This is a genomic window from Marinobacter sp. ATCH36 (assembly GCF_023555055.1).
Taxonomy (GTDB): Bacteria; Pseudomonadota; Gammaproteobacteria; order Pseudomonadales; family Oleiphilaceae; genus Marinobacter.
The window spans coordinates 381,281-404,816 of record NZ_JAMJPL010000003.1; the positions used below are offsets into that span (position 1 = coordinate 381,281).

17 protein-coding genes are annotated in these 23,536 nt (G+C 55.3%); 2 read left to right on the forward strand and 15 right to left on the reverse strand.

Annotated elements, in window-relative coordinates; all coding sequences use genetic code 11:
- Positions 1-12: 12 nt before the first annotated feature.
- From scpB to sdhC, 12 genes are all read right to left on the reverse strand, one after another.
- The gene (gene scpB / locus M8010_RS12670; protein WP_250091701.1) at positions 13-675 is read right to left on the reverse strand and encodes an SMC-Scp complex subunit ScpB; all 663 of its coding nucleotides are present in this window, start codon (positions 673-675) and stop codon (positions 13-15) included.
- Positions 676-714: 39 nt separating this feature from the next.
- Positions 715-1,560 carry a segregation and condensation protein A gene (locus M8010_RS12675; RefSeq protein ID WP_250091702.1) on the reverse strand — a complete coding sequence of 282 codons (846 nt, stop codon included), beginning with the start codon at positions 1,558-1,560 and terminating at the stop codon, positions 715-717.
- Positions 1,561-1,589: 29 nt separating this feature from the next.
- On the reverse strand, positions 1,590-2,804 hold the full coding sequence (locus M8010_RS12680) for a tryptophan--tRNA ligase (protein ID WP_284048090.1): 1,215 nt from the start codon (positions 2,802-2,804) through the stop codon (positions 1,590-1,592).
- A 156-nt stretch (positions 2,805-2,960) separates the two neighbouring features.
- Positions 2,961-3,833 (reverse strand): succinate--CoA ligase subunit alpha, encoded by an 873-nt coding sequence (gene sucD / locus M8010_RS12685; protein ID WP_250091703.1) that lies wholly within the window; start codon positions 3,831-3,833, stop codon positions 2,961-2,963.
- On the reverse strand, positions 3,833-4,999 hold the full coding sequence (sucC, locus tag M8010_RS12690; protein ID WP_250091705.1) for an ADP-forming succinate--CoA ligase subunit beta: 1,167 nt from the start codon (positions 4,997-4,999) through the stop codon (positions 3,833-3,835). The genes sucD and sucC overlap by 1 nt, the downstream gene beginning before the upstream one ends.
- Positions 5,000-5,075: 76 nt before the next feature.
- Positions 5,076-6,515 carry a dihydrolipoyl dehydrogenase gene (lpdA, locus tag M8010_RS12695; RefSeq protein ID WP_250091707.1) on the reverse strand — a complete coding sequence of 480 codons (1,440 nt, stop codon included), beginning with the start codon at positions 6,513-6,515 and terminating at the stop codon, positions 5,076-5,078.
- A gap of 35 nt (positions 6,516-6,550) precedes the next feature.
- Positions 6,551-7,801, reverse strand: a complete 1,251-nt coding sequence (gene odhB / locus M8010_RS12700; protein ID WP_250091709.1) for a 2-oxoglutarate dehydrogenase complex dihydrolipoyllysine-residue succinyltransferase — start codon at positions 7,799-7,801, stop codon at positions 6,551-6,553.
- Positions 7,802-7,826: 25 nt separating this feature from the next.
- A complete protein-coding gene (locus M8010_RS12705; RefSeq protein WP_250091710.1) occupies positions 7,827-10,664 on the reverse strand; it encodes a 2-oxoglutarate dehydrogenase E1 component in 2,838 nt (945 codons plus the stop codon).
- A 309-nt stretch (positions 10,665-10,973) separates the two neighbouring features.
- A complete protein-coding gene (locus M8010_RS12710; RefSeq protein ID WP_250091712.1) occupies positions 10,974-11,678 on the reverse strand; it encodes a succinate dehydrogenase iron-sulfur subunit in 705 nt (234 codons plus the stop codon).
- Positions 11,679-11,691: 13 nt separating this feature from the next.
- Positions 11,692-13,464: a succinate dehydrogenase flavoprotein subunit gene (gene sdhA, locus M8010_RS12715; protein ID WP_250091713.1), complete on the reverse strand. Its 1,773-nt coding sequence runs from the start codon at positions 13,462-13,464 to the stop codon at positions 11,692-11,694.
- 3 nt (positions 13,465-13,467) lie between these two features.
- On the reverse strand, positions 13,468-13,812 hold the full coding sequence (sdhD, locus tag M8010_RS12720) for a succinate dehydrogenase, hydrophobic membrane anchor protein (RefSeq protein WP_250091714.1): 345 nt from the start codon (positions 13,810-13,812) through the stop codon (positions 13,468-13,470).
- Positions 13,806-14,180, reverse strand: coding sequence for a succinate dehydrogenase, cytochrome b556 subunit (gene sdhC, locus M8010_RS12725; RefSeq protein ID WP_250091715.1), 375 nt, complete (start codon positions 14,178-14,180; stop codon positions 13,806-13,808). Before sdhC ends, sdhD begins: the two co-directional genes overlap by 7 nt.
- A 457-nt stretch (positions 14,181-14,637) precedes the next feature.
- On the opposite strand from sdhC, the gene gltA reads away from it, so the two are divergent.
- Together gltA and M8010_RS12735 are read left to right on the forward strand one after the other, a co-directional pair.
- Positions 14,638-15,912, forward strand: a complete 1,275-nt coding sequence (gene gltA / locus M8010_RS12730; protein ID WP_250091716.1) for a citrate synthase — start codon at positions 14,638-14,640, stop codon at positions 15,910-15,912.
- A gap of 116 nt (positions 15,913-16,028) precedes the next feature.
- Positions 16,029-16,901: an NAD(P)-dependent oxidoreductase gene (locus M8010_RS12735; RefSeq protein ID WP_250091718.1), complete on the forward strand. Its 873-nt coding sequence runs from the start codon at positions 16,029-16,031 to the stop codon at positions 16,899-16,901.
- Between the two features lie 149 nt (positions 16,902-17,050).
- Here the strand turns inward: M8010_RS12735 and topA are convergent, their stop codons facing one another.
- From topA to fadB, 3 genes are all read right to left on the reverse strand, one after another.
- Positions 17,051-19,693, reverse strand: coding sequence for a type I DNA topoisomerase (gene topA, locus M8010_RS12740; protein WP_250091719.1), 2,643 nt, complete (start codon positions 19,691-19,693; stop codon positions 17,051-17,053).
- Positions 19,694-19,941: 248 nt separating this feature from the next.
- Positions 19,942-21,117, reverse strand: a complete 1,176-nt coding sequence (gene fadA, locus M8010_RS12745) for an acetyl-CoA C-acyltransferase FadA (protein ID WP_250091720.1) — start codon at positions 21,115-21,117, stop codon at positions 19,942-19,944.
- A gap of 33 nt (positions 21,118-21,150) precedes the next feature.
- Positions 21,151-23,298, reverse strand: a complete 2,148-nt coding sequence (gene fadB / locus M8010_RS12750) for a fatty acid oxidation complex subunit alpha FadB (protein WP_250091721.1) — start codon at positions 23,296-23,298, stop codon at positions 21,151-21,153.
- Positions 23,299-23,536: the final 238 nt, after the last annotated feature.

Sequence of the window (23,536 nt, forward strand, 5' to 3'; positions counted from 1 at the left end):
ATGCCATCGGCATCAGTGAAGTGTCTGCTCTGTGGAGGACTCAGAGGATGTTTCCCCATCGTCATCACCAGCATCTCTGGCCGGAGATTCAAATTCAATCTCCGCCTGCATGTTCTTTTCAATTTCCCGCCCGATCTCTTCCAGATCCCGGATTTCAGAAAGCGGGGGGAGCTGGTCCAGCCCCTCCAGGTTGAAATAATCCAGGAACTGTTTCGTGGTAGCGTACATGGCAGGCCGGCCCGGCACATCCCGGTGTCCCACAACCCGCACCCATTCACGCTCAAGCAATGTGCGGACGATGTTGCTGCTGACCGTAACACCGCGAATATCCTCAATCTCGCTGCGAGTGATGGGCTGGCGATACGCCACCAGTGCCAGGGTCTCAAGCAATGCCCGGGAATAGCGCTGGGGCTTCTCCTCGAACAAGCGCCCAACCCAGGGCGCGTATTCTTCCCTGACTTGCAGCCGATACCCACTGGCCACTTTCTTCAGTTCAAACCCCCGCCCCTGGCAGGATTGCTCCAACAGCAGCAGGACATGCTCCATAATTTGACGGGCCGGGCGTTCGCCCTCTTCAAACAGTTCCCGCAGCTGATCCACAGACATCGGCTTGCCGGCAGCAAGCAGCGCAGCTTCGGTAATCGCCTGAATTTTCCTGAGGTTTTCTTCGTTCATGGTTCCACTACCAGTATCGGATTGGGCAAGGTCAGTCTTTCAGCGGGACGCCCTGGCCCTGACATGAATCGGGCCGAGAACCTCGGCCTGCACCACTTCGATCAGCTGCTCTTTAACCAATTCAAGTGTTGCCAGGAAGCTGACCACAACCCCCAGTCGCCCCTCTTCCGGTGTGAACAGACTTTCAAATGTCACGAACTGATCGTCCCGCAATGCCGACAGGATTGCGGACATGCGCTCACGGGTCGACAGCCGTTCCCTTTCGACGTGGTGACTGGTAAACAGGTCTGCGCGTTTCAGTACGCCTTGAAGTGCCAGCAGGATTTCCCGCAGATCCACATCCGGATGTGGCTGACTGGAGGGCATCTTCGGTAATGCGGCCGAGCCCGTAAAATGGTCCCGCTCGAGCCGTGGCATCGCGTCAATGTCCTCGGCCGCCTGCTTGAAGCGCTCGTACTGCTGCAAACGGCGGATCAGCTCGGCCCTTGGATCAATCTCTTCCTCATCCTCGGTTTCCTGCCGCGGAAGCAGCATCCGGGATTTAATCTCCGCCAGGGTGGCAGCCATTACCAGGTATTCTGCCGCCAGTTCAAATCGCATGGCCTCTACGGCACCAATATAATCCATGTACTGCTTGGTGATTTCGCTGACATCAATATCCAGAATATCCATGTTCTGGCGCCGGATCAGGTACAACAACAGATCCAGCGGCCCCTCAAACGCTTCCAGAAATACCGCCAGTGCATCCGGGGGTATATACAGGTCACGGGGAAGGTCAACCACCGGTTTACCGGAAACCCTTGCCAGCGGCGCCTGCTCACCTTCCTGAACGGGTGATTCCACCCCCTCGTCTGCCACTGTGTTGCCTGCAGTATCGTCTGTCATGGCATCTCCAGAGTGTTCGTCAGCGGCGTTCAGCGGTAACTCAGCCCCATCGCCGCCCGGACTTCTTCCAGGGTATCCCGCGCCGCGTCTCTGGCATGTTCACAGCCTTCTTCGATAATGGCATGCACCAGGTCGGGGTTGCCCTCGTACTCCCGGGCACGTTCATGCAGCGGGCGCTGCTCTTCGATAATCGAGTCAATCAGAGGTTTCTTGCATTCCAGGCAGCCAATGCCCGCACTGCGGCATCCGGTTTGCACCCACTCCTGGGTATCCGAGTCGGAATACACTTTGTGCAGCCCCCACACCGGGCACTTTTCCGGTTCGCCCGGATCGGTCCGCCGCACACGCTGCGGATCGGTCTGCATAGTGCGGACCTTTTGGGCAACACTGTCAGGGTCTTCACGCAGGCCAATGTAGTTGTTGTAGGATTTGGACATTTTCTGGCCGTCCAGTCCCGGCATCTTCGATTCGGGCGTTAACAACGGCTGGGGCTCCGGAAGGATCACCTTACCGCCACCTTCGATATAACCGTACAGCCGCTCACGATCCCCCAGGGAGATGTTCTGCTGCTCCTTGAGCAGGGCTCTGGCGGTTTCCAGCGCCTCCATATCGCCTTCTTCCTGATAACGCTTCTTCAGGGTGCGGTAAAGCTTTGCATTCTTTTTGCCCATCTTGACGATGGCGCCCTCGGCCTGCTCCTCGAACCCCGGCTCACGGCCATAGATATGATTGAAGCGGCGGGCGATTTCCCGCGTGATCTCCACATGGGATACCTGGTCCGCCCCCACGGGCACGCGGCCAGCGCGGTACATGAGAATGTCCGCGCTTTGCAACAATGGATAACCCAGGAACCCATAGGTCGCCAGGTCCTTCTCACGCAGTTTTTCCTGCTGATCCTTGTAGGTGGGAATGCGCTCAAGCCAGCCCAGAGGCGTGATCATCGACAGTAACAGGTGCAACTCGGCGTGCTCTGGCACCTTGGACTGAATGAACATGGTGGAAGAACCGGGATTGACACCTGCCGCAAGCCAATCAACAACCATGTCCCAGACGCTATCCTGGATACCGCTGGGGTCGTCATAATTGGTCGTTAGCGCGTGCCAGTCCGCAACGAAGAAAAAACACTCGAATTCATGCTGGAGTTTTACCCAGTTCTTCAGAACACCGTGATAGTGGCCAAGGTGCAACTTGCCGGTGGGACGCATGCCGGACAAAATCCGTTGCTGGGAATCGACAGAACTCAAAGCATGAACTCCTTCTGTTTATAGGAAACAGCCATCATAGTGCAGGCTGACCGGGCATTATAGTCTTATGTGCTCCCGGCGTTAAGGTGCCTTAAAACAAAAAGCCCCCGGAAGTCCGCAAGGCAGACCCGGGGGCTTTTTTGAACCGGCGGTGATTTACCAGCCAGTCACTTCCTTCAGTGCCTTGCCAATTTCGGCCAGACTACGCACAGTTTTGACACCGGCGTCGTTCAGGGCAGCAAACTTCTCATCTGCCGTACCCTTGCCACCGGAGATAATCGCACCAGCGTGGCCCATACGCTTGCCAGGAGGCGCAGTCACACCGGCGATGTAAGATACCACTGGCTTGGAGACGTTCTCTTTGATGAACGCAGCTGCTTCTTCCTCGGCGGTACCACCAATTTCACCAATCATTACGATAGCCTCGGTCTGAGGATCGTCCTGCAGCAGTTGCAGGATATCGATGAAGTTGGAGCCCGGGATAGGATCGCCACCGATACCGACACAGGTGGACTGGCCGTAACCGAAGTCAGTGGTCTGCTTGACCGCTTCGTAGGTCAGGGTTCCTGAGCGGGACACAATGCCCACCTTACCCGGCTTGTGGATATGGCCCGGCATGATACCGATCTTGCTTTCGCCCGGTGTAATGACACCCGGACAGTTAGGCCCGATCATGCGAACGCCCTTACGATCCACGTACTCTTTTGCGTACAGCATATCGATGGTCGGGATGCCTTCAGTGATGCACACAATCAGCTGGATTCCAGCGTCTGCCGCTTCAATGATGGCGTCCTTGCAGAACGGAGCAGGTACATAGATAACCGTGGCTTCCGCGCCGGTTTTTTCGACTGCCTCGCGCACCGTATTGAATACCGGCAGGCCAAGGTGTTCAGTACCGCCCTTTCCGGGGCTTACGCCACCAACCATCTTGGTACCATACTCAATTGCCTGCTCAGAGTGGAAAGTACCCTGTGCGCCGGTAAAGCCCTGGCAGATAACTTTGGTGTCTTTGTTGATCAGGATGCTCATTATTTACCCCCTGCGGCTTTAACGACTTGCTCTGCCGCATTCGACAGACTGGTGGCAGCGATGATGTTCAGGCCGCTGTCGGCGAGCACCTTGGTGCCTTTCTCAGCGTTGTTACCTTCAAGACGCACAACCACTGGCACCTTCACGCCAACGTCTTTAACGGCACCGATAATGCCTTCAGCAATCATGTCGCAGCGAACGATGCCGCCAAAGATGTTTACCAGAACCGCTTTCACATTGTCGTCAGACAGGATGATCTTGAAGGCCTCGGAAACACGCTCTTTGGTCGCGCCGCCGCCTACGTCCAGGAAGTTGGCGGGCTGGCCGCCGGACAGCTTGATGATGTCCATGGTACCCATGGCCAGACCAGCGCCATTAACCATGCAGCCGATGTTTCCTTCCAGTGCTACGTAGTTCAACTCCCACTTGGCTGCTTCCGCCTCACGGGGATCTTCCTGGGAAGGATCGTGCATTTCATGAATCTTTTTCTGGCGATACAGCGCGTTGCCGTCAACACCGACTTTGGCGTCCAGGCAATGCAGATCGCCTGCCGGAGTGATAACCAGCGGGTTAATTTCAACCAGTGCCAGATCGCACTCTTCAAACAGCTTGGCAAGCCCAATGAAAATCTTGGTGAACTGGCCGATCTGCTTGCCTTCCAGACCCAGCTTGAAAGCCAGTTCCCGGCCCTGGTAAGGCTGCGCGCCGACCAACGGGTCAACTTCGGCCTTGAGGATTTTCTCGGGCGTTTCTTCTGCGACTTTTTCGATCTCGACACCACCTTCGGTGGACGCCATGAACACGATGCGACGGGTGCCACGGTCAACAACGGCGCCCAGATACAGCTCCTGGTCGATATCGGTCAGGGACTCAACCAGGATCTTGCCGACCGGCTGCCCGTTTTCGTCGGTCTGGTAAGTAACCAGATTCTTGCCCAGCCAGTTTTCCGCAAAAGCACGGATCTCGTCCTTGCTCTTGACCAGCTTCACACCGCCGGCCTTGCCGCGGCCACCGGCGTGGACCTGTGCCTTTACAACCCAGGCGTCGCCGCCGATTTCGTCGGCAGCAGCCACGGCATCTTTTGGCGTCTCGCAGGCGATACCCCTGGATACTGGCAGGCCATATTCAGCAAACAGCTGCTTGCCCTGATATTCATGCAAATTCATAGTTAATGTCCCGCTATTTTATGAAGGATAGCAGGAGGGCGCCTTCATTGGCGCCCTCCCTGTTTCCTGATTTGCGTTACTTCTTTTTGCGACGGTTGGCGATATGAATCGCTCCGCCAGCAACGCCCAGAGCTGCCTCATGCACGGACTCGGACAGAGTCGGATGCGCGAAACAGGTAAGGGCGAGATCTTCAGCACTGGAACCGAATTCCATGGCGATTACGCCCTGGGCAACGATTTCAGAAGCCTGCGGGCCTACCACATGGAAGCCAACAATTCGGTCGGTTTTCGCGTCAGCGATAATCTTCACCATGCCGGATGCCGAGTTGGCAGCCATGGCACGGCCATTGGCAGCAAACGGGAAGGTGCCAACATTGTACTCTTCACCTTCCGCCTTTACTTCCTCCTCGGTCTTGCCGACCCAGGCAATTTCCGGGAAGGTGTAGATTACGTTGGGAATGCAATCGTAATTAACCTGTGGTTTGTGCCCTGCAATTCTCTCAGCGACCATGACACCCTCTTCGGATGCCTTGTGAGCGAGCATAGGACCACGAACCACATCACCAACGGCCCAGACACCCGGGGCTTCGGTTTTGCAGTTGTCATCGACAAAAATGAAACCGCGTTCGTCCATCTGGACACCGGCATCCTCGGATAGCAGATTGTCGGTGTATGGGCGACGACCAACAGCCACGATCAGCTTGTCAAACTTGGCTTCCTGTTTACCCTTGGAATCCTCGTAGCTCACATTCACCAGCTTACGTTTGACTTCTGCACCAGTCATACGGGCGCCCATGACGATATTGAGCCCCTGCTTCTGGAACTGCTTCAGTGCATCCTTGGCAAGCTGCTGGTCAACAGCCGGAAGGAAAGTATCCAGAGCTTCAATCACCGTTACTTCGGCACCGAGCCGGGCCCATACGCTACCCAGTTCGAGGCCGATAACGCCCGCACCTATGACACCAAGACGCTTCGGAACTTCGGTGAATTCCAGCGCGCCCTCGGAATCAACGATATGCTCGCCGTCGAAAGGCGCGGGGGGGATCTGAATAGGCTTGGAACCGGTGGCAATGATGACGTTTTCGGCCTCGTAGGTCTTGGTTTTGCCATCCTGATCCGTCACTTCAACGTTGCGGTTTGCCAGCAACTTTCCGTGCCCCCAGATCGGTGTCACACCATTGGCCTTGAACAACCCGCCGATGCCACCGGTGAGCTGGTTCACGATGCCTTCCTTGCGCTCCATCATCTTGCCGATGTCCATCTTGACATCTTTTGCCATGATGCCCTGATCGGCAAATCCGTGATTCGCTTCTTCGTACTTGTGGGAAATTTCCAGCAATGCCTTTGAGGGAATGCAGCCCACATTCAGGCAGGTCCCGCCAAGCCGGTTTTTACCTTCCTTGTCCGTCCAGGATTCGATACACGCGGTTTTCAGGCCCAGTTGTGCTGCCTTGATGGCGGCAACATAGCCGCCAGGACCAGCGCCAATGACGATTACATCGTACTTGTCAGACATGTTTTATCCCGTTTTTCAATTCGTTAAGTGTCAGCTTAAACGTCCAGCAGAATACGCGCCGGGTCTTCAAGCATTTCCTTGATAGCCACCAGGAACTGCACTGCTTCCTTGCCATCGATCATGCGGTGGTCATACGAAAGCGCCAGATACATCATCGGCTGAATCTCGACCTTGCCGTTAACCGCCATGGGGCGCTCCTGAATCTTGTGCATGCCCAGGATGGCCGTTTGCGGCGGGTTGAGGATCGGTGTCGAAATCAGTGAGCCAAAGATACCGCCATTAGTGATGGTAAAGGTACCACCGGTCATCTCCTCGATCCCCAGTTTTCCCTCTTTGGCCTTGGTTCCATATTCCACAATCTTCTTCTCGATGCCGGCCAGGCCAAGGGCATCGGTATCACGTAAAACAGGAACGACCAGACCACGATCGCTTGAGACTGCGATGCCAATATCCTGATAACCATGGTAAACCATGTCATTACCATCGATGGAGGCATTCACAGCCGGGAAGCGCTTCAGAGCTTCTGTAGCCGCCTTGGTGAAAAACGACATAAAGCCGAGCTTGACACCGTGGCGCTTCTCGAAGCTTTCCTTGTACTGCTTGCGCAGCTCCATCACAGGGCCCATGTTCACTTCGTTGAACGTGGTGAGCATGGCCGCGGTCTGTTGGGCATTAACCAGGCGCTTGGCAATACTGGCGCGCAAACGGGTCATCGGTACCCGCTTCTCCGGCCGCTCTCCTGCGTTCACATCAACCTGAGGCATATCACCGGCCGGCTTCGATGCAGGGGCTGATGTAGAACCTGAAGACTTTCCAGTATCTATATGATTTTGAACGTCTTCTTTGGTTACTCGACCGTCTTTTCCTGTACCCTCAACCGAGCCCGGATCAATACTATTCTCCTCGGCCAGCTTGCGGGCAGCCGGGCTGAGAATGGCGTCGCCAGAAGGTTTGGCAGACGCCTCAGCCGGCTGATCAGCCGTTTCTTCCTTCTTGCCTTCCTCTTCTTTACCTTCATCCTTCGCGGCGGGCTTTGATTCGCCAGCGGCGCCTTCCTTGAATTTGCCGACCACTTCACCGCTTTCTACGGTGTCGCCTTCGCCCTTGAGTATTTCCTCGATTACACCATCAGCCGGGGCAACCACCTCGAGCACGACCTTGTCGGTTTCAATGTCGACGATCAGCTCGTCACGCGAACAGGCTTCGCCAGGCTGTTTGTGCCAGGTCGCGACTGTTCCCTCCGCGACCGACTCTGGGAATACGGGGGCTTTTATTTCAGTTGACATCTCGGGTCCTTAGTTCGGTAGCTCGTCAGATTTCAAACGCGTCGTTAACCAGTTTTTTCTGCTCTTCAATGTGGGCGGACATATGCCCACAAGCCGGGGCAGCGGATGCATCACGACCAGCATATTGAAGATACAATTTCGGATTCTTGCGGTGTAGTGCATTGCGCATGTGGTGTTGACTGCAATACCAGGCACCCTGATTCATGGGCTCTTCCTGACACCAGACTACATGCTTGAGCTTGGGGTACAGGGCCAGAAGCTCGTCCAGGTCATCCCCCGGGAACGGATACAACTGCTCTATACGAACAATCGCAACATCGTCCCGTTCATCTGATTTCTTGCGCTCCAACAGGTCGAAATAGACCTTGCCACTACACAGAATCAGGCGATCGACCTTCTTCGGATCTGACGGCTCTTTCTCGGGCAGCACTGTTTTGAAGGTGCCTGACGTAAGATCGTCAAGATCCGAGGTTGCCTCTTTATGTCGCAACAGGCTTTTTGGCGTTATCGCCACCAATGGCTTGCGCAGCGGACGTTTTACCTGACGGCGCAGCATATGGAATACCTGCGACGGGGTTGTTGGCACACACACCTGAATGTTGTGCTCTGCTGAAAGCTGTAGGAAGCGTTCAAGGCGGGCTGAACTGTGCTCTGGCCCCTGGCCTTCGTAACCATGAGGCAACAGCAGAGTCAGACCGCAGAGGCGGCCCCATTTGTGCTCACCGCTGGTCAGGAACTGGTCAATAACAACCTGAGCGCCGTTGGCAAAGTCGCCAAACTGAGCTTCCCAGACCACGAGTCCGCTCGGAGCCGTCGTTGAGTAGCCGTACTCGAATGCCATCACCGCCTCTTCGGACAGCAATGAATCATAGATCTCGAACTTCGGCTGATCGTCGGCAATATGTTCCAGGGCGGTATGGGTCGCGCCGTCTTTCTGGCTGTGCAGCACAGCATGGCGATGCGAGAATGTACCGCGACCGACGTCCTGACCGGTAATACGGATCGGGTGCCCTTCATTTAGCAGCGTGGCATAGGCCATGATCTCGCCATAGCCCCAGTTAATGGGCAGGGCACCAGCTGTCATTTTTTCGCGATCACTGATGATCTTGGACACCTGGCGCTGCACACCGAAACCTTCCGGTATATGGGTCAGTTTTTTACCAAGCTTCTGGATCGTCTTCAGAGCAACGCTTGACTTACACTTCGCTGTCCACTCATGACCCAGATACGGAGTCCAGTCTACATAGAGCTCTTTGTTGGGCTCCTTGACCAGGGCCTTGACCACATGGTCGCCCTTGTCCAGCTCGTCACGGTAGTCCAGCTCCATCTGCTTCGCCTCTTCCTCGGTGATAACCCCGTCCGTCACCAGCTTTTCGGCGTAAAGGTTGCGAGTCGTTGTCAGCTTGCGAATTTTTTCGTACATAACCGGCTGGGTGGCAGCCGGTTCATCCGCCTCGTTGTGGCCGCGACGGCGATAGCACACCAGATCAATCACCACGTCATTCTTGAACTCGTGGCGATAATCCATGGCCATCTGGGTCACAAACATGACCGCTTCGGGATCGTCCGCGTTCACATGCAGAATCGGCGCCTGAATCATCTTGGCCACATCCGTGCAGTATTCCGTGGAGCGGGCGTCCTCCTGTTTGCTAGTGGTAAAACCGACCTGGTTGTTAATGACGATATGGATCGTACCGCCAACACCATAGCCCCGGGTCTGGGACATCTGGAAGGTTTCCATGACCACGCCCTGCCCTGCAAAGGCGGCGTCACCGTGCATGATAATGGGAACACACTGAGTACCGTTAGGGTCTTCGCGGCGGGTCTGGCGGGCGCGAACTGAGCCCACAACCACTGGCGAGACAATCTCCAGGTGTGACGGGTTAAATGCCAGGGCCAGGTGAATTTCACCGCCCTCAGTCATCACGTTGGATGAGAAGCCCTGATGATATTTGACGTCACCAGAGCCGGAATCCGCGAGTTTCTTGCCCTCGAATTCATCAAACAGTTCTTTGGGGTTTTTGCCAAGCGTATTCACCAGAACGTTCAGGCGGCCACGGTGGGCCATACCCAAAACGATTTCCTTGGCGCCATAGCTGCCCGCCCTCTGGATAAGCTCGTCCAGGCACGGAATCAGGGTTTCACCACCTTCGAGACCAAAACGCTTGACCCCGGGATAGCGGGAACCAAGATATTTCTCCAGCCCCTCTGCAGCTGTAAGACGTTCCAATAAGTGCTTGCGGGTAGCGACTTCGTAGTTGGGCCGGGAACGAACCGGTTCCATCCGCTGCTGAAACCAGCGTTTAATCCGCGTGTCCACAACGTGCATGTACTCGGCACCAATGCTTTCGCAGTAGGTCTCACGCAGGCCGTCAACAATATCCCTGAGCTTCATGGTCTCGGACCCGAAGTTCAGGGAGCCGGTCTGAAACTCCAGGTCGTAATCCGCTTCGGAAAGCTCATGAAACGAAGGGTCGAGATCTTCCACCTGAGGCCGGTCCCAGACACCGAGAGGATCGAGTTTCGCTTCCTGGTGGCCACGAAAGCGAAAGGCATTGATCAGCTGTAGCACGCGAATCTGCTTCTTGTCCGCATCCACGGTGGCACTGGCGGGCACGCCGCTGCTGGCAAGGAAACGCTGATTACGGGAAATGTGCTCGAACTGCTGGCGTATAGACGAATGATCTATATCGCGACCTTTAAAGCCATCAACACTGGGAAGTTTGTCGAAATAACTACGCCACTCTTCAGGAACGGCATTGGGGTCTTTCAGGTAGGTTTCGAAAAGCTGTTCAACATAGGCAAGATTTCCACCTTGGAGGTGGGAAGTCTGCCATAACTGCTCCATCATGCTTTCGTGCATTTTGTGTAGCTCACCTTGGGCTGGTGCGGGGAGCTGGCTATGGTCGGCCAGGGGTAAATCTGAGTCAATACGGGTTTTTACGGGATCGACTTTGGCCACCACACCCAGCAAGGATGTTTTCCGTTCCCCGGTGGTTATTATACTCAGCAACGTCGTGGGGGAACCTTATAAGCTCCCGTCACGGCTTGCGTAGTTTGCACCCTGTTAAGACTTTTGACTATAAGCCTTTGGTTGAAGAGCCCGCGTCATTGCAGGCTCCTCCGGGTGCGAGCTTCATCAGCACAGTATAGACGTTGTGCCGGATTTTGCTTAAGTTGCCCGCTGAAGCAGAAGATTGCGGATATGGCCGATCGCCCTTGTAGGGTTCAGGCCTTTAGGGCAGACACTGACACAGTTCATGATTCCACGGCAGCGGAATACGCTGAACGGGTCGTCAAGATTGGCAAGCCGCTCTTCCTGGGCGGTATCCCGGCTATCCGCCAGAAAACGGTAAGCCTGCAACAGACCGGCCGGGCCAATAAACTTGTCCGGGTTCCACCAGAACGACGGGCAGGACGTGGAACAGCAGGCACAAAGAATGCACTCGTAAAGGCCGTCCAGTTTTTCCCGGTCTTCAGGAGACTGGTAGCGTTCAATGGCGGGGGCCGGGTTATCGTTGACCAGGTACGGCATAACCTTCTCGTATTGCTTGTAGAAAAGGCTCATGTCCACGACCAGGTCACGGATAACCGGAAGCCCCGGCAACGGGCGCAATACCAGTTTGTTGTTCTTGAGCACCTCTGACAACGGGGTAATACAGGCAAGACCATTCTTGCCGTTCATGTTCATACCATCTGAACCACACACACCTTCGCGGCAGGAACGCCGGTAGGCCATTGAAGCATCCCGCTCCTTGATGAGATTCAGCACATCAAGGACCATCAGGTCCTTGCCTTCGGGAACTTCGACTTCCACGTCCTGCATATAGGGCGCGTTGTCGACTTCCGGGTTATAACGATAAAGGCTCACTAACATTTCAACGTCCCCCTTAGTAAGTCCGGACCTTCGGCTCAAACGTGTCAACGGTCTTCGGCGCAAAATTCACAGCACGCTTACCGACACGCTTGTCTACCGGGTAATACATAGAGTGTTTGAGCCAGTTCTCATCGTCCCGCTCGGTAAAGTCATTGCGGGCATGGGCGCCGCGGCTTTCCTTACGCTCAAACGCGGAAATGGCAGTAGCCTGAGCCACTTCGAAAAGGTTGTCGAGCTCAAGCGCTTCGATACGGGCAGTATTGAAGGCATTACTGGTGTCGGCCAGCTTGGTGTTACGAACACGCTCACCGATCGCCTCCAGTTTCTTCAGCCCCTCTTCCATGCTCTTGCCGTCACGGAATACGCCAAAGTAGAGCTGCATGCAACTCTGCAGCTCCTTGCGAACCTCGGCAACACTTTCTCCCTCGGACGCACCGTTAAGGCGCTCAAGGCGGGCCATGGCATTCTTGATATCCTGCTCACTGGCGCCGTCAACCTCGAACCCGCCACGAAGCTGCTCTTCAATGTGCAGACCAGCCGCACGGCCAAACACCACAAGGTCGAGCAGTGAATTGCCACCAAGACGGTTGGCGCCGTGAACCGATACGCAGGCTGCCTCGCCACAGGCGAACAGGCCCGGAATCGGCTTGTCGTTACCACTTTCGTCCTGAGTCAGGGCCTGACCGCCGACGTTGGTCGGGATGCCGCCCATCATGTAGTGACAGGTCGGAACAACAGGAACCGGTTCTTTAACCGGGTCAACGTGTGCGAAGGTACGGGACAACTCACAGATACCCGGCAGACGCAGGTTCAGGGTTTCTTCTCCCAAATGATCCAGTTTCAGCAGAACGTGGTCTTTTTCCGGCCCACAGCCCCGACCTTCAAGAATCTCGATCACCATTGACCGCGCGACAACGTCACGGCCAGCCAGGTCTTTCGCGTTAGGAGCATAGCGCTCCATGAAACGCTCGCCCTCGGAGTTGATCAGATAGCCACCCTCACCCCGGCAACCTTCGGTCACCAGCGTACCGGCACCATAGATACCCGTCGGGTGGAACTGCCACATCTCCATGTCCTGCATCGGGAAACCAGCACGCAGGGCCATGCCAATACCGTCGCCGGTGTTGATCAGGGCATTGGTGGTAGACGCGTAAATCCGGCCTGCCCCGCCTGTCGCCAGTACGGTAGCCTTGGACTTGATATAAGCCACTTCACCGGTTTCAATCTCGATGGCGACGATCCCGACTACTTCGTCTTTGCTGTTCTTCACCAGGTCGACTGCGTACCACTCATTAAGGAAGGTAGTGCCACCTTTCAGGTTTGCCTGATACAGCGTGTGCAGGAGCGCATGACCGGTACGGTCAGCGGCGGCACAGGTACGTGCTGCCTGAGTGGGATTGTCCGGACCTTTGGACTGACCACCAAACGGGCGCTGATAAATGCGGCCCTGCTCGGTACGGGAAAACGGCAGCCCCATGTGCTCCAGCTCGAATACTGCCTGAGGACCTACCGAGCACATATACTCGACGGCATCCTGGTCGGCGATATAGTCAGAACCCTTGACCGTATCGTACATGTGCCAGCGCCAGTCATCGTTCGGGTCAGCACTGGCAATCGCGCAGGTAATACCACCCTGGGCAGATACTGTGTGGGAACGTGTCGGGAACACCTTGGTGATACACGCGGTATTGACGCCGGACTCGGTCAGCTGCAGGGCTGCACGCATACCGGCACCGCCGCCACCGATAACAATCGCGTCGTAAGACATGGTCTTGATATTAGCCATTAATTAAAGCCCCCAAAGAATCTGAATGCCCCAGACTACATACACAAACATTGTCAAACCACACAGTGCCTGAACCAGGAACCGGGGCAGAGTCGCCTTGATGTAATCCGTTGTTACTGTCCAGAGCCCCACCCAGGCATGCGCGCCGATTGATAACAGTGCAAGCAGGGTAAAGATGCGAAACCAGGTCTGATCGAAGAGCGACGACCAGGATTCATAGTTGACGTCAGACGTCAGCATGAAACCGAACAGAAAAATTGTATACAGAGCAAGTACGTAGGCGGTGACTCGCTGGATCATCCAATCAAATACGCCGCTGCGCCCGAGGTTCGTTACGCTGTTTACCATACCCAGACTCCTGCAAGAAGGATGAGAATAACGGAAATCACGACTGTGGCTTTCGCCGCAAGCCGGCCACTTTCCAGCTCTTCGCCGATGCCCACATCCATCAGCAGGTGCTTGATACCCGCAACCAGGTGGTACAGCAAGGCAGACAGAATGCCCCAGGTAATCAGCTTCGCAAGGAAGCTGTCCAGCAACCCACTAACACGGCTGTAGCCCTCTTCCCCGGACAGGGAAAGTTGAAGTCCGTACAGCATGAAAGCGACACCTACAAAAATGATGATGCCACTGACGCGATGCAGTATGGACGTGATAGCTGGCAGCGGAAAATGGAACTTGCCGAGATCGAGATTTACTGGTCGTTTGCTATTCACAGCGCTCTCACACTCTCTCTTGGTTCCGCGGGCCGGATAAACCGGGTGCGGATGGTTGGTATGTAACGATCATAATGCGGAACGAATCCGGCACACGATTGCCTAAGGAGGGAGAAAACCCGACATGCGCTCTTCTAAAATCTGACGCTGCGGTCGGCTCAATCCCCGATTCCGGGATACGGATTATAAGGAGTACCCCTGCCAATTACAAACGCGGAACCTTGTGAAAGCCCGTAAAATCAGGCCTTGGGACTTGCTATAAAGACAATTGACAAATCCGATTTGTGCTGGCCGGGTGGGCATGTATCGGATTTAAACGATTGACAGCGAATGTCGAAAAACGGGTTTTATGGCCCCCTCCATTGACAAAAAAAGCCAACGCCCTATATTTTGCCGCCAGTTTTGCGATAATACGCGCCTTCTCGCGCTTTAAAATGCTGATAAATAGGAGAGCACCATGACCGACAGGAAAGCAACGCTTTCGGTGGGTGACAAGACCATTGAGCTACCGGTTTACTCAGGCACCGTTGGCCCTGACGTCATTGACGTAAGAAGCCTGGTGCAAGAAGGCGTCTTTACATACGACCCCGGATTTGTATCCACCGCGGCATGCCAATCCCAAATTACTTACATTGATGGCGCCAATGGCGTTCTCCTGCACCGGGGCTACCCGATTGAGGAACTGGCAGAAAACTCGGACTACCTCGAAGTCTGCTATCTGCTACTCAACGGTGAGCTGCCAACTGCCGAAGAAAACAAACAGTTCCACGACACCATTAAAAGCCACACGATGCTGCATGACCAGATGCGCAATTTCTACCAGGGCTTCCGTCGGGACGCGCATCCCATGGCCATCATGTGTGGCGTTGTAGGTGCGCTTTCAGCGTTTTATCACGACCAGATGGACGTCACCAATCTGCACCAGCGGGAAATCACGGCGCACCGCCTGATCGCCAAGATGCCCACTATTGCTGCCTGGTCATACAAGTACAGCATTGGCCAGCCGTTTATGTACCCGCGCAATGACCTTTCGTACTCCGAAAACTTTCTGCAGATGATGTTCGGTGTTCCCTGCGAGGAGTACAAGCCAAACCCGATCCTGGCAAAAGCCATGGACAAGATTTTCATTCTGCACGCGGATCATGAACAGAACGCTTCCACGTCTACCGTGCGCCTGGCCGGCTCCACCGGAGCCAACCCTTACGCCTGCATTGCTTCCGGCATCGCAGCGCTCTGGGGCCCGGCTCACGGAGGCGCCAACGAAGCCGTTCTGGATATGCTGGCCGAAATCGGCGACGAATCCAACATCGAGAAGTTCATCGCCAAAGCCAAGGACAAGGACGACCCGTTCCGTCTGATGGGCTTTGGCCATCGCGTATACAAGAACTTTGACCCGCGCGCCAAAGTCATGGCGGAAACCGCTCACGAGGTACTGACCGAGCTGGGGCTGGAAAACGACCCACTGCTGAAGATTGCTCAGCGACTGGAAAAAATTGCACTGGAAGACGAATATTTCGTCCAGCGCAAACTGTACCCGAACGTGGATTTCTATTCCGGCCTGATTCTCAAGGCAATCGGTATCCCGACGTCCATGTTCACGGTAATTTTCGCTCTTTCCCGCACCATTGGCTGGTTTTCACACTGGAACGAGATGGTCAGCGGCGACTACCGCATTGGCCGTCCCCGCCAACTGTACACGGGCGAAGAAGCCCGAAAATACCCAAAAAAATAAGCCACAACCGCTTATTAGATCAGGGCCGCTGCACAGCGGCCTTTTTTGTATCTGCTCATTCTGTAATGATTGAGTCTGTTTTCCCAAACAAAAACCGAGATCCGGAGACAGACTTTATGAGCGTAACCGCAGCATTTATCGGCCTGGGCGTTATGGGTTACCCCATGGCCGGCCATCTGGCAAACGCAGGCGTCGGCGTACGGGTATGGAACCGTAGCGCCGAAAAATCCACGTCCTGGGCCGACGAATATCCGGGTAAAGCCTGCGACTCAATCGCCAGCACCTTGATGGAAGCCGACTTCGTATTTACCTGCGTCGGCGCTGACCGCGATCTTATTGAAGTATACGAGGGTCCCGATGGCATCATCGCCAATGCCAAACCCGGCGCTATTCTGGTCGATCACACAACAGCCTCGGCAGGCATCGCCGAACAGCTGGCGCAGCTTGCCAGGGCCCGCAACCTTGAGTTTATTGATGCGCCGGTTTCCGGCGGGCAACAGGGCGCCGAAAATGGAAAACTCACCGTAATGTGCGGCGGGAACGATGAACCATTTTCGCAAGCGAAGCCGTTGATGGACCACTATTCAAAAGCCCTCAACCTGATGGGCCCCGTTGGCAGCGGTCAGAAAACAAAAATGGTGAACCAGATTGCCATAGCAGGTCTGGTTCAGGGGCTCTCCGAAGCGCTGCACTTTGCTGAGCAGGCCGAGCTGGATGTGCGCAAGGTTGTGGATGTAATTTCGAAAGGTGCGGCCCAGTCTTGGCAGATGGAGAACCGCTCCGCCACCATGATTGAAGGGAAGTTCGAGCATGGGTTTGCGGTCGACTGGATGCGCAAGGATCTGGCGATCTGTCTTGAGGAAGCCCGTAAAAATGGGTCGAAGATTCCCGTTGCTGCCCTGGTGGACCAGTTCTATGCCGATGTTCAGGATATGGGCGGGCGCCGCTGGGATACGTCTTCGCTGATTCAACGGCTTCGGAAGAAGTGATTTTTGGCCACGAAATCCAAAGAACACGAAAAATACGATAGAGCCTTGTGGTCTTTCCATCGCGGATCTTTGTTCGTGTTCTTTAGAGATGGTTTTCGTGGCAATATCGTCTTTGGCTTTTTCTTTCAGTGTCCTTCCGTGGCTAAAAGTTATTTCTTTTTGTCCTGCGGAACCCAGCGCCCGTTCTCGTACCACGCCGACCAGCCTGTCGCCTTGCCGTCCTTCTCCGACATGACGTACTGCTCTTTGCTCTTACGGCTGTATCGGATGACCGTGGGATTGCCCTCGGGATCCTTTTCGGGCGCATCCATCAGGTAGTCATATTTTGGGTCAATTTCCTTGCGATGGGGCTTGATCTCCATCACCAACGGCGGCCGTGTCTCCCGGTTCTTGGGAAACTTGCTGGCGGCCAGGAACAGTCCTGACGCGCCGTCACGAAGCACGTAAGTGTCATCAACTTTCTGGCACTGGAGCTCCGGCATAGGCACGGGATCCATCTTGGGAGGTGCCGGCTCACCACTCTTCAGTAATTTACGGGTGTTCTTGCATTCAGTGTTGGTGCAACCGAAATATTTGCCGAAACGACCGGTTTTCAGCTGCATTTCAGAACCACACTTATCACACTCAAGCGTTGGCCCTTCATAACCCTTGATCCGGAAGGTGCCCTTTTCTACTTCATAGCCGGAACAATCAGGATTGTTACCGCAAACATGCAGCTTGCGGGTTTCGTCCACCAGGTAGCTGTCCATGGCGGTTCCGCACTTCGGGCAGCGGCGCTTTTTGCGTAGCAGGCGGCTTTCGCCCTCACCTTCCACATCTTCATCAGCACTGACCACTTCGTCGCCGGAAACCAGGTTGATGGTGGTCTTGCAGCGCTCCTTCGGTGGCAGCGAATAACCGGAACAACCCAGAAACACGCCGGTACTGGCCACCCGGATCTGCATCGGGCGGTTGCAGGTCGGGCACGGGATATCTGTTTCCGTCGGGGTGTTGGCCCGCATACCACCGTCTTCGCCGCCCTCGGCGGTTTCCAGTTGCTGGCGGAAGCGGGCGTAGAAATCGTTCAGCACCTTCTTCCATTCCACTTCGCCACCGGCAATATCGTCGAGCTCATCCTCCATCTTGGCGGTGAAGTCAAAATCCATCAGGTTCGGGAAGGATTCGGACAGGCGTTCAGTGACGATCTCACCCATCTTTTCCGCATAAAAACGCCGATTTTGCAGGCGAACGTAACCGCGGTCCTGGATGGTGGAAATGATCGACGCGTAGGTTGAGGGCCGCCCGATACCCTGCTTCTCCAGCTCCTTGACCAGGCTGGCTTCGGTGTAACGTGGTGCCGGCTTGGTGAAATGCTGGCTGGGATCAAGCTTTTTCAGATCCAGGGTTTCGTTAACCTGGATATCCGGAAGCGCAATGTCTTCGTCTTTCTTGGCAGACTGCGGCGCCACTTTGAGGAAACCCTCAAATTTGATAATACGACCGCGGATACGAAGCTCGTAATCACCGTTGGCGACCAGGATGGATGTGCTCAGGAACTGGGCATCAGCCATCTGGCAGGCAATGAACTGTCGCCAGATCAGGTCATACAGCTTTTCAGCGTCCTTCTCCAGGCCGCTGATATCCGCCGGCCTACGACCTACATCCGTTGGACGAATCGCTTCGTGGGCCTCCTGGGCGCCTTCCTTGCTGCCGTAAACCCTTGGGGTGTCGGGCAGATAGTTGTCACCGAACTGTTTTAGTACAAATTCACGACAACTGGTCAGGGCGTCCTGACTCAGATTGGTGGAATCAGTACGCATGTAAGTGATAAAACCCGCCTCATAAAGGCGTTGGGCCAGCATCATGGTTTTCTTGACGCTGAACCCCATCCGGTTACTGGCCGCCTGCTGCAGTGTCGAAGTAATAAACGGTGCTGACGGCCGTGACTTGGTGGGCTTGTCTTCGCGCTTGGCAACCTTGAAAGTGCCCGCTTTCAGACGCTCAACGTGCTCGGTGCTCTGCTTCTCATTGACCGGGCGATAGGCTTTATCATCATATCGCGTGACCTCGAATCGAAGCGGCTGTTCCGCTTGTTTCGAAAGCAGATCCGCGTGCAGTTGCCAGAACTCTTCGGGAACGAACTTGCGGATTTCCCGCTCGCGCTCGACGATCAGTCGGACAGCGACGGACTGGACACGACCAGCCGACAGGCCACGGGCGATCTTGGCCCACAGCAATGGTGACACCATATAACCCACAACCCGATCCAGGAAGCGTCGGGCCTGCTGCGCATTGACACGGTTGGTGTCCAGGTTTCCGGGGTCTTTGAAGGCCTCCTGGATAGCGCGCTTGGTAATCTCATTGAAGACCACACGGCGGTACTTGTCAGACTCGCCACCGATGGTTTGCTGAAGGTGCCAGGCAATCGCCTCCCCCTCACGGTCAAGATCCGTTGCCAGATAGATATGATCGGCGGATTTCGCCAGGCGCTTCAGTTCACTGACAACCTTTTCCTTGCCGGGCAGAATCTCGTACCGGGCACTCCAGTCGTGCTCCGGGTCTACACCCATCCGTGCGACCAGTTGCTCCCTGGATTTGCGCTTCTTGTGAGCCGCCTTCTCGTCCGGGCTCATCTTGCGGGTCAGCGCTGCCTGCCTGGCGCGTTCTTTCGGATCCGAAGTCGAGCCGCTGCCACTGACTGGCAGGTCGCGAATATGCCCGACGCTCGACTTCACGATGAAGTCTGAGCCCAGGTATTTGTTGATGGTCTTCGCTTTCGCTGGCGACTCGACAATAACGAGACTTTTACCCATATCGGAGATCTGTGTCCTTGGCGATAATCGGTTGAAAAATCAGCAAACCGTAAACTCGCTGTAAAATCAGTCGGCTAGAAAACGTTCACTAACCGCCACGTTGGTATAGGTGCATTGTTTTACAGGGTCAAGAAAAGCAAGACAACCCATTCTTCTGTTTAGGGCCGGCTTTTTTGCGCGGCCAGAGACAGGAAAGCCCGGCATTCGCCGGGCCTCCTGAGAGCTTGTCACCAATCCGGCTTACCGAATCAGAGCCGCTCCCACACTGTTGCAATGCCCTGCCCCAGGCCGATACACATGGTGGAAACACCAAGCTTACCGCCTTTGGCCTGCATTACGTTCAGCAGGGTTGTGGAGATTCGTGCACCGGAGCAGCCCAGCGGATGGCCGAGGGCGATCGCGCCGCCGTTCAGGTTCACTTTCTCTTCCATCACGCCCAGCAGCTTCAGGTCTTTCAGTACCGGAAGTGACTGACCGGCGAACGCTTCGTTCAGTTCCCAGAAGTCGATATCTTCGACTTTCAGACCTGCACGCTTGAGCGCCTTCTTGGTAGCCGGCACCGGGCCATAACCCATGATCGCGGGATCACAGCCGGCTACCGCCATGCTGCGAATCCTCGCCATTGGCTTCAGTCCCAGTGCTTCCGCACGCTCGGCTGACATCAGCACCATCGCGGCAGCACCATCAGTCAACTGGGAAGACGTACCTGCAGTAACGGTACCGTTCTTCGGGTCGAACGCCGGCTTCAGCTGGCCCAGAGACTCAACCGTCGTCTCGGGACGAATGGTTTCATCTTCTTCGATCAGCTTGACGAAGCCGTTCTCGTCGTGACCCTGGATTGGCACGATTTCATTCTTGAAACGACCCTCCTGGGTGGCTTCATGGGCCAGACGATGTGACCGGGCGCCAAACTCGTCCTGCTGTTCGCGGGTAATGCCGTGCATTTTTGCCAGCATTTCCGCAGTCAGGCCCATCATGTTGGACGCTTTGGCAGTGTACTTCGACGCCGCCGGGTTGTGGTCGAAACCGTCAGTCATGGGAATGTGGCCCATATGCTCCACACCACCAACAAAGAACACATCACCGTTGCCAGTCTGGATCGCCTGGGCAGCCGTGTGGATCGCGCTCATGGCGGAACCACACAGACGGTTGACAGTCTGTGCCGCGGACTCATGCGGGATGCGCGTCAGCAGTGAAATCTGACGTGCCACGTTGAAGCCCTGCTCCTTGGTCTGGTTTACACAGCCCCAGATCACGTCTTCAACTTCTTTCGGGTCAAGCTTCGGGTTGCGCTCAAACAGTGCTTCAATCAACGCAGCCGATAGGTTTTCCGCACGTACATTGCGGAAGCAGCCATTCTTGGCACGACCCATCGGACTCCGTACGCAATCGACGACGACAACGTCTCTCGGATTAAGGCTCATAGATCTTTCTCCGTTCGGAAATCTCGTTCAGGGTTAGCCAAAGAACTTTTCGCCAGTCTTGGCCATTTCACGCAGTTTCTCGGTCGGGTGGTATAAAGGACCAAGATCTGCAAACTTGTCTGCCAGCTCGACGAATTTGTCGACACCCATATCGTCGATATAGCGCAGGGCACCACCACGGAACGGCGGGAAGCCGATACCGAAGATCAGACCCATGTCCGCGTCTGCCGGATCCTCAACGATGCCGTCTTCCAGGCAGCGAACGGTTTCCAGGCAAAGCGGGAGCATCATGCGGGCGATGATCTCTTCGTCGTCAAACTCTTTCTTGCCCTGAACGACCGGTTCAAGCAGCTTGTAGCTCTCTTCGTCCACAATCTTCTTCTGCTTGCCCTTTTTGTCGGTTTCGTACTTGTAGAAACCCTTGTCGTTCTTCTGGCCGTAACGCTCGTTCTCGAACATGACTTCCACAGCGGACTTGTAGTCGGCCTTCATGCGCTCGGGGAAGCCTTCAGCCATTACCTCGTTGGCGTGCTTGGCGGTATCCATGCCAACCACGTCCAGCAGATAGGCGGGGCCCATCGGCCAGCCGAACTTTTCCATAACCTTGTCGATTTTCTGGAAGTCTGCACCGTCACGTACCAGTCCGGAGAAACCGCCGAAGTACGGGAACAGCACGCGGTTGACCAGGAAGCCGGGGCAGTCATTGACCACAACCGGAGTCTTGCCCATCGCCTTGGCGTAGGCGACGGTAGTTGCGATGGCACGGTCGGACGTCTTCTCACCGCGAATGACCTCAACCAGCGGCATCATGTGCACCGGGTTGAAGAAGTGCATACCGCAGAAGTTTTCCGGACGCTTCAGATTTGTTGCCAGTTTGTTGATGGAGATTGTTGAAGTGTTGGACGTGAGGATGGTGTCTTCACGGACACTGTCTTCAGTCTCGCGCAGAACCGCGTCTTTCACCTTCGGATTTTCAACAACTGCTTCAACAACCAGGTCTACGTTCTTGAAATCACCATAGTTAAGGGTTGGCGTAATGTTGTTCAGAACGTCCGCCATCTGGTCGGGCTTCATCTTGCCCTTGTCGATACGCTTGGTCAGCAGCTTCTTGGCTTCTTTCAGGCCGAGAGCAATACCGTCCTGATTGATATCCTTCATGAGGATCGGCGTGCCCTTCAGCGCAGACTGGAAAGCGACACCACCACCCATGATGCCCGCACCCAGTACCGCAGCCATCTTGACGTCGTTGGCTTCTTTTTCCCAGGCCTTGGCTTTCTTCTTCAGCTCCTGGTCATTCAGGAACAGGCCAACCAGGCACGCTGCAACATTGGTCTTGGCCATCTTGGCAAAGCCCTTGGCCTCGACCTCGATTGCCTTGTCGCGGGTCAGCCCGGCGTGCTTCTGCATCACCTTGATGGCCTCGACCGGAGCCGGGTAGTTCTTGCCAGCCTGTCCGGCAACGAACGCTTTGGAGATCTCGAACGCCATCATGCTTTCCATGGCGTTCAGTTTGATCTTGCCTGTCTTCTCTTCGCGACGGGCCTTATAATCGAGCTTGCCGTCGTTGCACTGGTTGATAATGCCAACAGCGGCTTCCATCAGCTTTTCGCCTTCAAGAACCGCATCCACGGCGCCGATTTTCAGAGCTTTGTCAGCACGGTTCTCAGTGCCACCGCAAATCCACTCAACAGCGTAATCAACACCAACCAGACGGGACAGCCGAACAGTACCGCCGAAGCCCGGGAAAATGCCCAGCTTTACTTCCGGAAGACCAACCTTGGCCTTCTCATCCATTACCCGGTAATCGGTGGCCAGACACATTTCAAATCCACCGCCCAGAGCGATACCGTTGATGGCGGTGACCGTGGGGAAAGGCAGGTCTTCAATGGCACTGAATGCTTCATTGGCCTTGAGATTATTGGCAACCAGGTCCTCTTCCGGCCCGGCAAACAGGTCGGTGAATTCCGTGATGTCGGCGCCAACTATAAAGCTGTCCTTCGAGCTGGTCACCACCAGGCCCTTGAGGCCTTTCTGGGCTCCCAGCTTGTCAGTCGCGGCGCGGAGCTCTTCAATCGTGAGACGGTTGAACTTGTTCACTGACTCGCCCTGCAAGTCAAAGTTCAACTGAGCGATCCCGCCTTCGATCTCTTTAACCGTGATGGCTTTACCTTCGTAAATCATCAACTGATCTCCAGTCTGTGTTTGGAACTGCTATAACAACCGCATGAGCGCTCGCGAAGCGGCCGCTGATGCAGCGAGATTTCGGTCACTACCCGATCAATCGATTCAAAAATTCATACAGTCGTTTGAATCGTGGGGTGACACGATGAAAAAAAACGGCTCGTTTGTCAATTTGTTTCTGGAAGAATCAACCCGACCGCCCCCCGAATGAGCAGCCGAACGGCATCTGGGGGTGACT